We start from the raw sequence: 12889 nt of genomic DNA on the forward strand, positions 1-12889 counted from the left end.
GTTCAGCCATCGAGCCCCCTGAAACGCACCGGCTGGTAGCCGCGCATCAGCAGGCTGCCGAGCGAATAGGTGTTGCGGCAGACGCGGCCCTTGCAGGCGTTCGGCGAGGCCTCCATCACTTCCACCTTGCGGTCGTCGGTGAAGCGCATGAACAAGAGCACATGCGAGCCCGGCTTGTTCAGCGCGTCGCCCGGCCGCAGCGACCAGGGGTCGGAGAGGCGTTTGGTGATGCCGGGAATGGCGCGCGTCGTCACATGCATCTTCAGGCCCCAGGCGTCGCTGACGAAGCCGGAGCAGTCGACGCCGAGGATGTTGGATTGCGGCGCGCTCTTGGTGCAGACATTGCCGGCGGTCTGGCCCTTCTCGACGCCGCCGATGAAATTCTCGAGCGGCGTCTTGCAGCCCCAGCAATAGGGGACACCTTTCACCGTCTGGCCGCGCTTGCCGATCAGGTAGATCGGGCGGCGCAGCCGGTTCATGTTGAGGCAGCCGGGGCCGGGATCCCGGCCATAGGCGGTCGGCGTCACCAGCCAGTTCAGCGTCTCGAAGCCGATCGCCCGCTCGATGACGTCGCCCCGCGATTTCGGCACGATCGCCACCTTCGGCGCCTTGCCGGGCTTGCCGGCAATCGGCTGTTTGGCCGGCCTGGCGACGGCAAGCTTGCGGCCGGGCTCCCGGCCGTCGAGCCGCAGCACCTGCGCCCGGCCTTCCCCGGAGTTGAGATAGAGCACGTCGCCGCGCGGGCCGATCGCCACGAAACGCCTGGAGAAGACCGTTCCAGGGTCGATCGGCAGGTCGTAGGCCCGGTCCATCGCCCCGTTCGGGGTAAAGCGCACCACCAGCATGCCGGTGCGCTCCGGCCGGTCGGCGGGCACCAGCTCGACCAGCGCATAGGGCCTGCCCGTCGTGTCGATGTCGAGCAGTTCGACGGTACCGATCCGCCCTTCGGCGGTCAGCTGCAGCGACAGGAAATTCTCCTCCGAGCTGCTGCGCCGCAACAGGATCTCTGCCTTGTCGTTGGCAGCCGAGACCTCGGCGACGATATCGCCGAGCCCGCGGCTCGGCACATATTGCATGACCGGCGGGCGGGCCTCGGGCCGGCTCACGCTGCGGCCGATCTCGTCGATGATGCTGTTCAGCGGACCCGGCGAGACCGAGCCCATCGAGGCGAAGACCGAGCGGGTATAGTCGTCGGCATCGCCGCCGCCGTCGACGGCGCGCAGCGTCTGCGACCGGCCGTCGGCCTCGGTGGAGCGCTCGAGCGGCACGACGCCATCGGACCAGAGGTAGAGTTCGTTGTGAACGACGGCGAGATCCTCGGGCGCGGCATTCTCCGGCAGCGGCAGGATCTCGGGCTCAGCCTGCGAGCGTTCGGCGTCGACGGCGAGCACGCGGCCATTGTTCTGGTCGAGAATATAGATGATGCCGTCGTCGCCGACGGTGATCGCCGCCGGCCCCGATGCCTCGACTTCCTCATTGGCGGAAATGATGCCGACCGAACGCGCGCCGTCGCCGCTTGGAAGTTCGATGATCGCAGTGTCTTTGGCAAGAACTGGCGAGGCGACCGTAAGTGCCGCGGCAAACAGAATATGCGACCCCAAACCACGCATTGCCTCGACCTCAAAAAGACTGCCAAGCCATTCAAAATGGTAAGATAGATGCGCCTCATCAGCAAGCTGTTGCTTTCCAAACGATTTGGAGATCGGAGCCGGCGATAGTACAAGATCATCGTCTCGAAGATTTGCTGGCAGGAAATGCTGATGCTGGAATGGAACGGTGACGAACTGGCGCTCGACATCAGCCTGCTGGAGCAGGTTCGCGCCGCACGGATCGGTTTCTCCGATCGCGTCTGCGCGGCGTCGGCCAGCAAGGACGACAAGCATCTGGCGCAGCTGCGCTCCGAGCCGACCTATCTGATGGCCGAGTTCCTCTATTCGATGAAGGTCTTCGGCATCAGCACGGCGGAAGATATCGAACGCTTCGCCGATCTGCACAATGATTACGTCGTGTCGCTCACCCGCGATCCGGCCAAGCTGCAGCGCCTGGGGCTGTCGCAGGATCGGGCGCTCGCCTCGATGTTCACCGCCGACACCAAGCCGAGGCTGATCCAGAACTGGGCGGAGAAATCAGGAGCGATCGACCAGTCCAATCTCGCCCGTTTCCTGGTCGCGGTGATGTCGAGCGAGACCTGCCGCAAGACGCTGATCGATTTCGAGACGGCGGGTTTCATGCAGCGCAAGCGCTCGCCCTACGGCACCATGGTCGTCTGGTCGACGGGCATGATCGAGGAGATCTTCGGCGAGATGCTGCGCGATCTGCGCCTCAGCCTGCAGCAATTGAAGATCCTCTAACCTCCGCTGCCAGAACCTCCGCTGCCAGCCGATTTCAACCCTCCCAATCGATTGGCACTGAGCGCCGTTGCCATCCCCCAGGCCTCTCCCTATTGTCGTGCAATAGCGCCAACGGGACGGATGTGACGACGATGACGAAATCCTGGCTCATACCCCTGTCGATCGGCCTGCTGCTGGCGCTGCAGGTGCCTGAACTTGGCCATGCCGGCCCGGTCGAGGATGCGCTGGCAGCGCGAAACCCCGCGCTGGCGGCGCTGCGCCAGCATGACGAAAAGGCCTTTGCTGCGGCGACCGCGATCATCGCCAAACACGAAAGCGCCGAGGGGCTGGCGCCCGGCGAGAGCAAGCTGCCCGATGCGACTTCGCCCGGCCGCGACATGGGCTCCGGCCCCGGCAAGGAATTCGCGATCGACAATCCGGATATTCTCTGGCTCTACAATTCCTCGCCCGAGGGAATGAGCGACCTGATCTCGATTTTGAAATCAGCCGGGCAGAAACCCAAGAACTAACCGTCATCTTGCAGTCGAATGGGACTATAACAGCCGCCGGATATTGCCGGTCGTGAGTCTTGCTCACCTCTTTGCCTGGGCAGATTCTTTCGGGTTCCAAATAATTTGTAACCCTCCCTCAAGCAAGACAGGCCAAGCCATCCCAATTTCGCCGGTCAGTGCTATTCTCATCTTCAACACAGTGTGAGATTGTTCGAAGAGGAGGTTTTCCAATGCTGAACCGCAAAGCCATCCTAGCCGCAGCCACCTTCCTTTCGCTCTTTTCGATGGTTCCCGCCGTCGAGGCGCAGAACGAACGCACACTGACCGAAGCGCCGGCGCAGACCGGCCCCGTCAGCATCACCTTCGATCGCGCCGAGGCCAAATACGCCATCGGCGAAGTGGTCGGCCTCTTCATCCAGTCGAGCGAAAACGCCTATGTCACGGTGCTGAACGTCTCGCCGAACGGCTCCGTGGTGAAGCTTTTCCCGAACAAGTACCAGACCGATGCGCTGGTCGGCGCCGGCAAGCGCGTGCAGGTGCCGGATCCGGCAAGCGGCGCCCGGCTGCAGGTCTCCGGCCCGGTCGGCCAGGAGCAGATCAAGGTCTTCTATTCCTCCAAGCCGCTCAACATCTTCGCCGATCTCGGCGGCAGCGGCAGCGGCATGTTCCGCTCGATCGACGGCGGCATGGATGCCGTTTCCCGCAGCCTTGAAGAGGCCCGCAGCCTCGGCACCAAGATCAGCAGCAAGACGCTGATGCTGACGACGGTCGATAGTCCGACGGCCCTGCCGTCCTCCGCGACCCCTCCCGTTGCAGCCGCGCCTGCCGCAAAACCCGCGCCGGTCGAGCAGGCGGCCAAGCCGCCCGTGGCGCCGAAACCGAAGCCGGTGACGAAACAGGAAGTCGCCAAGAAGCCGGAAACGGTGGTGGAAAAACCGAAGCCCGTTGCCCCGAAAAAAGTGGCGCCGAAGCCTGTCGAGCAGGCCACGACGCAGCCGCCGAAGAAATATAAGATCGTCACCAATCTGGCCCCCGGCCAGGAGCTGGCCGCCGACGAACTGGAACTGATCGGCCCCGCCGACACCACCTCATCGACCCGGCCGACGCAGTATAAGCAGCCGGCCCAGTCTTCGCAGACCAAGATGCCGAAACTGCCGATGCCGCAGATCAAGATGCCGCAATTCAAGCTGCCCGGCGGCTTCAGCATCAAGATGCCGCAGCTGAACCTCGGCCGCTCGGCCGAACCGGAGCAGGCCGGCGAGGAGATCGAGGTTGCCAACACCGACACGCCCGCCTGCACCGCCCTTCTCGACAAGCTGAACACCGCCGTTGCCGCCAAGGATATCCCGGCTGCCGCTTCCGAAGCCGATGCGATTGCCGTCAGCGCCGATTGCGGCCAGTTCCAGATAAACGCCCAGCGCCGCGTCGCGGCCCTTAGGCTTACCGCCGCCCAGGAAATGATGGCAGACAACAAGCCGGTCGCCGATTACGAGCCGCTGCTGGTCGCCGCCGACAGCCCGCAGGTGCTGTGGCAGGCTTCCGCCACGCTCGGCGAGATCTATTTCTCCGCCCGCCGCTTCGCCGATGCCGCCGCCGATTACCAGCAGGCGATCGAGATCATCAAGAACGAGACCCGCACGCCGAAGGCGCCGCCGGCCGAGACGATTTCCGATCTCATCCAGCGCGCCGCCCAGGCCCGCATCCTGGCCGCCAACCCGACCAGCGACAATCCGCAAGGCAGCTTCGTGCCGGCCGAGAAGGATCACCGCAGCGGCGTGCTCGGCGGCATCTATTCCGAGAATGTGCGCGGCATCGTGCCGGTCTCCATTCCGGTGCCGATCACCTTCGATTTCGACAAGTCGAGCTTCACCTCGATCGGCACCGAGGCCGCCGAGGAATTGCTGGAAGCGCTGAAGGAGCAGAAGCCCGGCCGCATCATCCTCGTCGGCCATACCGACCGGCGCGGCGGTGACGATTATAATCAGAAGCTCTCCGAGCGCCGCGCCCAGGCCGTCGCCGATTTCCTGAAGAGCCACGGCATCGACGCGACGATCGACGCTGAAGGCCGCGGCGCCTCCGAGCCGGTCGACGTCACCGCCACCGCAAACCTCACCGAAGACGATGTCGATGCGCTGAACCGGCGTGTCGAATGGCGCCGCGAATAGCCGGGGCGAGGGGAGTTTGGCCATGTCCGCATCCGTTTCCATGGCCGCCGCATTTGCCCTCCTCACTTTGGCGGCGACCGACAGCCTGGCAAGGACGATCGAAGCGCCCGAGCGCGGCGCCGTCCGGGCGGTGCTGATCGGCATCGACCTCTACCGCAATGTCCCGCCGCTGCACGGCGCCGTCGCCGATGCCGAGGATCTCTCCCTCTCACTGCGCTCGGTCGGCGTCGAAGACATGACGCTCTTGAAGAATGGTGCCGCCGACCGCGAGGGCATCTTCCACGCGATCGAGGCCGTCACCGAGCGGGCAGGGCCCGGCGACCTCGTCGTGCTCGGCATTGCCGGTCACGGATCGAGCGAGCCGGAGCGCGTCAAGGGCTCGAAACCGAGTGGCCGCGACGAGGTCTATGTACTCGCCGGCTTCGACACCCGGCTGCCGGGATCGCGCGAGCGCATCTTCGGCGACGAGTTCAAGGTGCTGATCCGCAACCTGGAAGCCAAGGGCGCCGATGTCGTCTTCATCGCCGATACCTGCCATGCCGGCGGCATGACCCGCGACGTCGATCCGCGCGGCGCCGAAATCACCTGGCGCCAGGCGCCCTCCTATACGATCGAGGAGGACGACCTTGCGCCGATCTCGACGACATCAGATGCGCTCTCCACCGGCTTCGATTACAAACGGCTGACCTTTCTTGCCGCCGTCGACGACAACACCAAATCGCCCGAGATCGCAATTCCCGGCATTCCGCAGAAACGCGGCGCACTGAGTTATGCCACCGCCCGCGCCTTCGAAGGCGCTGCCGACCGCAACGGCGACGGCACTGTGACCCGCCGCGAACTCTTCGAATATGTGCGCCAGTCGGTCTATCAGTTCACCGACCAGCGGCAGAACATTTTTACCGAAAGCCCGCCGGGAACCGATCTCGACCGCGCCGTCGTCTATACCTACGACGGTGCAGCCACGACGTCGGCGGCAGCGAAATCAACCGTTCCCCCGCCGGCCGAGCCCGCGCCGATCAGCGTCGCCGCCCTCGGCGCCGAGCCGGTGCTGCAGGGGATCGACCCGGCCGTCACCCCGTTCAAGCTGACCGAGGGAGCCGATGCCGAACTGGTCTTCGATCCCGAAAAGCGCGAGGCGATTGCCGGCGGCGATGTCGTCGCCTCCGCCGTCGGCGCCGGCGACATGCCTTTCGTCGTCGACCGGATGGCCGCGCTCGACACGCTGAAGCGGCTGTCGGAGACAAGCCCACAGACCGTGCGCGTGACGCCCTCCGATACCGTCCACCGCGAAGGCGAGCGCGTCGGCGTCACGGTTTCGGATCTATCCGGCCGCAAGCTGGTGCTCTTCGACGTCACCGGCGATGGCACCGTGCAGTTCCTCTATCCCGGCGAAAGGGATGGCGAGACCGAGATGTCCCAGACCTTCGATCTCGATCTTTCCGTCGTCGCCCCCTTCGGCACCGACCTGCTCGTCGCCGTCACCTCGGAAAGCCCGGTGCCGCAACTTGTGGAGTTTCTGAAGCAGAACGACAGGCGCCGCACCGCCGGCAATATCGCCAGGCGCCTCGGCGAATTCCTGCCCGAAGGCGCACGCGTCGGCTTCACCGTCCTCTATACCTCCGCCGGAGCCAAGCTATGAGCACGTCGATCAGCCGGGTCCTCACGATTGCCTCCGTCATGCTGCTTCTGGCTGCTCCCGTCCTGGCGCAGCAGGATACCGATTTCGCCGGCGAGGATGGCGGGCGCGTCATCGGCGGCCAGGCGGCGAAAAAGGGCGAATGGCCCTGGCAGGTAAAAATCCTGGCGCCCGATCCCGAGCAGCGCGGCCGCTTCGGCGGCCATTGCGGCGGCGCGCTGGTTGCGCCGCGCTGGATCCTGACGGCCGCCCATTGCGTCACCAGCGGCCGCTCCGGCAAGCAGGATCTCTTCGCCCGCGATCTCTTGATCGTCGAGGGCAAGTCGAAGATCGACAAGGTGATCGCGGTCGACGGGCCCGACAAGCCGGGCCTTGCCGTGGATGACGTGATCATTCACGAGGATTTCGACCGCAAGGTCTTCGCCAACGACATCGCCCTGATCAAGCTCGCCGAACCCGCCAAATCGAAGCCTGCGGTCCTCGCCTCGGCCTCGGACGAGGCGGTGGAGGCCGCCGGCCACAAGGCCGTCGTCACCGGCTGGGGTTACACCAAAGCCGATCACGGCTGGGACGACAAATATCTGCCGACCGAGCTGCAGGAAGTCGAGCTGCCGATCGTGCCCCGCGAGGACTGCCGCGCCGCCTATCGCGACAGCTCGATGCGGATGAACCCGATCGACGAGCGCAATGTCTGCGCCGGTTATGCCGAAGGCGGCAAGGATGCCTGCCAGGGCGATAGCGGCGGGCCGCTGGTTGCCCAGCGTCCCGACAAAAGCTGGATCCAGCTCGGCATCGTCAGCTGGGGTGCCGGCTGCGCCGAGGCCCAACATTACGGCGTCTATACCCGCGTCGCCGCCTTCCGCGACTGGATCGCCGCCAAGACCGACGGCGATGTGCCAAATGTTGAAGCGCCCGCCGGTGATCAGGTCGCATCAACCACCATCGGTGCCGGGGCAAAACAGAAACAGTCCGGGCAGGAAGAAGCCAACCTCGCCATCACCTCGCCGCCGACCGGCGATAGCGCTCCGGCCGGCACGACCGGAACGCCAAGCCCCGACATCCCGGCCGACAAGCCTGTCACCGACGAACCCGCCGTCCAGTCCCCGACCGTCCAGACGCCGATGATCCAAAGCTCCCCCGGCGACCGCGCGCTGCTGATCGGCATCGACGATTATGACATGCGCGAAGCCAAGTTGACCGGCTCCGCCAGCGATGTGAAGGCGATGCAGCTCTTCCTCGCCAAGACGCTCGCCTACCGCCCGGAACAGATCCACACGCTGACCAACCGCAAGGCGACCCGCGAGGCGATCCTGGCCGAAATCGACGACTGGCTGGTGCGCCAGTCGACGCCGGGAAGCCGGATCTTTCTCTATTTCAGCGGCCAGGGTTCGGAGGAAATGGGCGCCGAGGAAACGACGAGCCCGACGCTGGTCGCAGCCGACGCCAAGCTGGTGCGCGAGGGCGGCAAGGTGACGGTCACCAACCAGATCCGCGAAACCGAAATCGCCGCGAGGCTGAACAGCCTCAAGGACCGTCGCGTCACCCTGCTGATCGACGCCTGCCATGTCGGCCCCGGCAGCCGCAGCGCCGTCGCCGCACCTTCCGGCACCGTGCGCTGCCTCGGCCCGGCGCTGGCAGCGCTCGAACCGCCGAACAAATCAGGCAAGGAAGCGAAATTCTCCTTCGGCGGCGAAAACGCCATGGTCTGGTCGGCGGTCAACTCAGGCCAGTGGGCGCTCGTCGACCGCGAGGCCAAGCCGGCGCTCGGCGTTTTCACCCGCAATTTCATCGAAGGCGTGGAAAATGGCGTGGCGCGCGCCGCCGACAAGCCTGACGTCAGCAATGCCGCTTTGCTCGATTACGTCAGGCGCAAATCGGACGAATATTGCCGGACGCATGCGGGTGACTGCCGCTTCACGCCCGTGCCGCAATTCTACGGCCAGCCGGATGCGCTCGGCCGCGACGTGATCACCGGCGAGGAGGCGAAGACGGCGGTCGCCGCCGTCGAGAACACGCTGAAGAGCGACAATGAGGCCGGCGTCGCCGTCGACATGCTGCCCGGCACCTCGGTCGGCATCGGCGACAAGGTGGCGATGCGCGTCTCCACCAAGAAATCCGGTTACCTGATCCTCGTCGATATCGACGCCGCCGGCAAACTCACCCAGCTTTACCCCAACAAGCGCTCGATGGGCCTGAAGCCGACGGCCAAGACAGGCGATAACCGGCTCGATCCGGCCCGGCCGGTCGTCGTGCCCGATGCGCGCAATCCCTATATCGGCTTCGAATATCAGGTGGAGGGACCGGCCGGCGTCGGCATGGTCGTCGCCATTCTCAGCGACAAGCCGATCGAGGTGCTCGACCTGCCGGATGTGCCGACACCGCTGGTCGGCCAGCGCGCCGCCTTCAACTATGTCTACGATCTCGCCCGCAGCCTCCGGATCGTCGGCGACGACGAGACCGGCGCCCAGGGCAAATGGTCGTTCGATTCCAAATTCTATCGCATCCGCTGAGGGAGAGCGAACCATGCCGAAATCCACTCTGCTGGCCGGTCTTGCCGCTTCCCTGATGGCGCTAGCGCCCGCCCATGCCGGCAATGCCGGCGACGGCAAGGCGATGCTGACAGCGCAGGCCGGGCTTGCCGCCGAACTGATCGACCGCACCCTGGCAAAGGAGGGTGCCGCCAATATCATCGTGTCGCCGGCAAGCCTTGCCGCCGCCCTCGGTCTCGCCAGCCTCGGCGCCTCAGATCAAGGCAAGGCGGCAATCGCCAAAAGCCTCGGCTTCGGCGGCGAGGTGAAGGGACCGGAGACGGTGCTTGACGCCATGAGAGGGGAAAACCCGGCAGCGGCTGATGCGCCTTTGGCGACGGCGGTCGCGATCGTCTTCGACGACAGGCTGGTGCTCGTCCCCGATGCGCTTGCGATGCTCGCCGGCCACCGGATCAAGCCGTCGATCGAGGATCTCGACGGACCGACGTCGGTCGAGCACATCAATGGCTGGGTCAAGGACGCCACGAGGGGCGCCATCCCCACGATCCTCGACGCCCCGCCCGGCGGCGGCTTCATCAGCCTCGGCGCACTCTCTTTCAAAGCGCGCTGGAAGACATCCTTCGATCGGGAAAGCCCGGCAAGCCCGTTTCAGCGCCCTGATGGCTCGACGGTCTCGGTGCCGATGATGCATCTTGCCGGCGACGGGCAAAAATTCCGCTCCGACGCAAAATTCTCCGCCGTCGACCTTGCCTACACAGGCGAGAGCTACAGCATGGTCGTGGTGGCCGCGCGCTCCGGCAAGGGTGTCGGCGGCGCCGACCTGAAGGCGCTCGCCTCCTGGCTGCAAGGCGAGAAATTCGAACCCGCCAAGGGAGAAATCTTCCTGCCCCGCTTTTCCCTGAACGACGGGCGTGATTTGATGCCGGTGCTGAATGCGATGGGCGTGGCGCCGGAAAAGGCCAAGCATGCGGGTTTTCCGGGTTTCACCAGGGAAAACATCCGCTTGTCCCATGTCCTGCAGAAGACCATGATTAGGGTTGACGAAAACGGCACGGAGGCAGCGGCAGCCACGGCTGTCATCACGGAACGCAGCATCGATCCGAAGCTCATTCGCGTCGTCGCCGATGCCCGTTTTGCCTTCGCGCTTCGCAATACGAGGACTGGCCTGCTGCTCGCCGCAGGCCTGATCGGTGACCCACTTCTGGCGGGCGAATAGAATTCGGTTTCATGAATGAATGCAGGGGGACACGTGCATGAGAAGCGATCTGATCGCCCGCTACACGATCGGCGAGCCGATCTATGAAAACGAATTCATCGTCTATCCCGCTCAGGACAAGCGGATGGACCATGCGGTCTCCATCGTCACGCCGGATGTGGCGCTGAAGCTGGACAAGGCGCGCTTCGAGCGGGTCTGGACCTCGATCAACGAGGCCAAATCGCTGACGGCGCGGCGCTTCGTCGAAATCGAGGACCTCATTCCGCCGTCGCCTGATGATGACAATTTCTATATCGTCGAGAAGCGGCCATCGAAAACGCTGCACCAGTATCTCGACGAAACGGAGATGGTGGCCTACGAGCGCGCCGTCGAGATCGGCCGCCACATCCTCGAAGGCCTGGCGACGCTGCACGGCGCCGGTTACGCCCACAATGCCCTGACCGACCAGTGCATCTACGTCTCCGAGGATTATTCCGGCCTGTCGGTGCGGATCGGCAACCTGCACCTGATCTCGAAGATCGGCGAACACATCATCCCGCCCTATGTGCCGGAATTCGGGGCGCCGGAGATCTATGCCAGCGGCACCTTTTCCGCTTCGCCGGCGCTCGACATCTACGCCATGGGCATGATCGCCTACAAACTCTTCCTGCCGCGGCAGACCTATGCCAGCGTCTTCGACAGCGTCATGGTCTGGGAAGACGAGCACCAGCGCGAGCAGAGCTGGAAGAACATCCATCTCGACCCTTCCAACATCTTTCCCCGCCTGGACGTGCTGATCCCCGGTTTTCCCGAGGGTCTTGCCAGTCTGGTGGAAAGAATGCTGAGCCGCGACCCGGCCGGGCGACCGCGCACGGGCGCCGATGCGCTCGGCGAATTCGCCCGTGTGACCACGGGCATCCAGCCGATGTCGTGGGATCCGCGCGGCGGCATGCAGCAGCCGGAACCGCCGAAGCCGAAAAAGTGGACGCTGGCCAAGCTCTCGATGATCGGGGCGCTGCTCCTGATCTGCATCGGCGTCGGCGTCGTCACCATCCCGAAACTGCTCGCCCCGGATCCGAAACTCGTCGCCGATGTCGGCACCTGGAAGAAGGAGGCCGAAAGCCGCAAACAGAAGGCGATCGCCGCCAAGGCGCCGGAGCGCCCTTCCGGTGACCAGGCGAAACTCGCCTATGACACGGGTGCTGCGGCGCTGACCTCGGCCGATGCCCTGCTGAAAGACGAAGACTACGAAAAGGCCCTTCCGGGCTATCAGACCGCCGCCATCAATCTCGGCAACGCGCTGATCGCCATTTCGAAGGAGAATGCCGAAAAGGCGAAGGCCGCCGCCTCTGCCGCCGGCGGCGACAAGGCGCCTGCCTTTGCCGAGGCCGACGCCAAGATGAAGACTGCCGCCGAGGCGGCCACGGCAAAGCAGATGCACGCCGCCGTCGGCGCCTATGACGAGGCGAAAACGACGTTTGACGATCTCGCCAAGGCGCTGACCGCACTGGCGGCCGCCGAAAAGGACGCGGCAGCCAAACGCGAAACCGTCAACCGCATCAGCACCGGCGATAGCCCCGACGTCGCCAAGGCGAGCGGGCTGATGGCGGATGCCAAGACCAAGGCGGAGCAATGGCAGATGCCGGCCGCGACCTCAGCCTATGGCGACGCCGCCAAACTGTTCGACGCCGTCATCGCCGATGTCATGGCGGCAAAGGACGAGGCGACGGCGCTGAAACAGAAGGTCACCGATCTCAACGCCTCGATCGCCACCCGCGCCGGTGCCGCCGAGCCGACGCTGGCAGCACTCGCCCCGAAGATCGGCGAGGCCGACGGCCGCTACACGGCGCAAGCCTACAAGCTGGCGCTCGCAGCCTACCAGCCGATCCTGGCCGATCTCGAAGCGCTGTCGGCGCGCGGCTTCTGCCCGGTGTCGCAGACCCTTGCCTTCGAGACCGTCCCGGCCGGAAGTTATTCGCTGGAGAATGTCCGGCTGATGACGTCCTCGATGAAGGAGCTCGGCGGCATGCTCGGCGTCGCCAATGGCGCGGTGAAGATCGACAAGTCCTTCTGCATGCAGACCAAGGCCGTCACCCGCGCCGAGATGGCGGAATATTACACCGCCAATTCCGATCCCGCCGCGGCTGAGGCCTATGCCGACAACCCGCAGCAGCCGGCCGACGACGTGCCGCTCGCCGTCGCCCAGAACTATACCGCCTGGCTGTCGAAACAGCTGAACGCCCCCGTCCACCTGCCGTCGGCAACCGAATGGATGGCCAGCGCGACAAAAATCCCCACCGAAAAACTGCCCGACAACGGCGACATCATCCTGCAATGGAGCGCCACCCCCTGCGAAGCCGGCGGCAACGTCGCCTTCATGGCCCAGGAAGGCTCGACCTTCGTCGTCTGCTCGGATGCATCGGCGGGTGGGATTTTTCGGGTTACGGCGGAGTTGCGGTGAGGAAGCGGAAGGGTGGAGATCGAACTGGGTGCCGCTGACTATGCGCCAAAGGCGGCCTCCCTCTTCTCCCCTCGGGGAGAAGGTGGCCCGAAGGGTCGGAT

At 65.0% G+C, this 12889-nt stretch carries 8 protein-coding genes; 7 read left to right on the forward strand and 1 reads right to left on the reverse strand.

Going from position 1 to position 12889, the window contains the following annotated elements; genetic code table 11:
* Nucleotides 1–2 precede the first annotated feature (2 nt).
* Nucleotides 3–1610 (reverse strand): hypothetical protein, encoded by a 1608-nt coding sequence (locus CO667_RS01470; protein WP_097616587.1) that lies wholly within the window; start codon nt 1608–1610, stop codon nt 3–5.
* Nucleotides 1611–1760: 150 nt separating this feature from the next.
* Between CO667_RS01470 and CO667_RS01475 the strand changes: the two genes are divergently transcribed.
* From CO667_RS01475 to CO667_RS01505, 7 genes are all read left to right on the forward strand, one after another.
* The gene (locus CO667_RS01475; protein WP_018246184.1) at nt 1761–2351 is read left to right on the forward strand and encodes a hypothetical protein; all 591 of its coding nucleotides are present in this window, start codon (nt 1761–1763) and stop codon (nt 2349–2351) included.
* A 131-nt stretch (nt 2352–2482) separates the two neighbouring features.
* Nucleotides 2483–2860: a hypothetical protein gene (locus CO667_RS01480; RefSeq protein ID WP_097616894.1), complete on the forward strand. Its 378-nt coding sequence runs from the start codon at nt 2483–2485 to the stop codon at nt 2858–2860.
* Between the two features lie 212 nt (nt 2861–3072).
* Nucleotides 3073–5007 (forward strand): DUF4384 domain-containing protein, encoded by a 1935-nt coding sequence (locus CO667_RS01485; protein ID WP_097616588.1) that lies wholly within the window; start codon nt 3073–3075, stop codon nt 5005–5007.
* A gap of 22 nt (nt 5008–5029) precedes the next feature.
* On the forward strand, nt 5030–6646 hold the full coding sequence (locus CO667_RS01490; protein ID WP_097616589.1) for a caspase family protein: 1617 nt from the start codon (nt 5030–5032) through the stop codon (nt 6644–6646).
* On the forward strand, nt 6643–9153 hold the full coding sequence (locus tag CO667_RS01495) for a trypsin-like serine protease (protein ID WP_097616590.1): 2511 nt from the start codon (nt 6643–6645) through the stop codon (nt 9151–9153). The genes CO667_RS01490 and CO667_RS01495 overlap by 4 nt, the downstream gene beginning before the upstream one ends.
* A gap of 13 nt (nt 9154–9166) precedes the next feature.
* Complete coding sequence (locus tag CO667_RS01500; RefSeq protein WP_097616591.1) at nt 9167–10348, forward strand: serpin family protein; 1182 nt, start codon at nt 9167–9169, stop codon at nt 10346–10348.
* 37 nt (nt 10349–10385) lie between these two features.
* Nucleotides 10386–12788: a serine/threonine protein kinase gene (locus CO667_RS01505; RefSeq protein WP_097616592.1), complete on the forward strand. Its 2403-nt coding sequence runs from the start codon at nt 10386–10388 to the stop codon at nt 12786–12788.
* Nucleotides 12789–12889 lie beyond the last annotated feature (101 nt).

Source organism: Rhizobium sp. L43 (assembly GCF_002531725.1).
In the GTDB taxonomy this organism is placed as follows: Bacteria; Pseudomonadota; Alphaproteobacteria; order Rhizobiales; family Rhizobiaceae; genus Rhizobium.

Bases quoted from the DNA above. Each gene is read 5' to 3' on its own strand.
- CO667_RS01470 (WP_097616587.1), bottom strand. From the start codon at position 1,610: ATGCGTGGTTTGGGGTCGCATATTCTGTTTGCCGCGGCACTTACGGTC.
- CO667_RS01475 (WP_018246184.1), top strand. From the start codon at position 1,761: ATGCTGGAATGGAACGGTGACGAACTGGCGCTCGACATCAGCCTGCTG.
- CO667_RS01480 (WP_097616894.1), top strand. From the start codon at position 2,483: ATGACGAAATCCTGGCTCATACCCCTGTCGATCGGCCTGCTGCTGGCG.
- CO667_RS01485 (WP_097616588.1), top strand. From the start codon at position 3,073: ATGCTGAACCGCAAAGCCATCCTAGCCGCAGCCACCTTCCTTTCGCTC.
- CO667_RS01490 (WP_097616589.1), top strand. From the start codon at position 5,030: ATGTCCGCATCCGTTTCCATGGCCGCCGCATTTGCCCTCCTCACTTTG.
- CO667_RS01495 (WP_097616590.1), top strand. From the start codon at position 6,643: ATGAGCACGTCGATCAGCCGGGTCCTCACGATTGCCTCCGTCATGCTG.
- CO667_RS01500 (WP_097616591.1), top strand. From the start codon at position 9,167: ATGCCGAAATCCACTCTGCTGGCCGGTCTTGCCGCTTCCCTGATGGCG.
- CO667_RS01505 (WP_097616592.1), top strand. From the start codon at position 10,386: ATGAGAAGCGATCTGATCGCCCGCTACACGATCGGCGAGCCGATCTAT.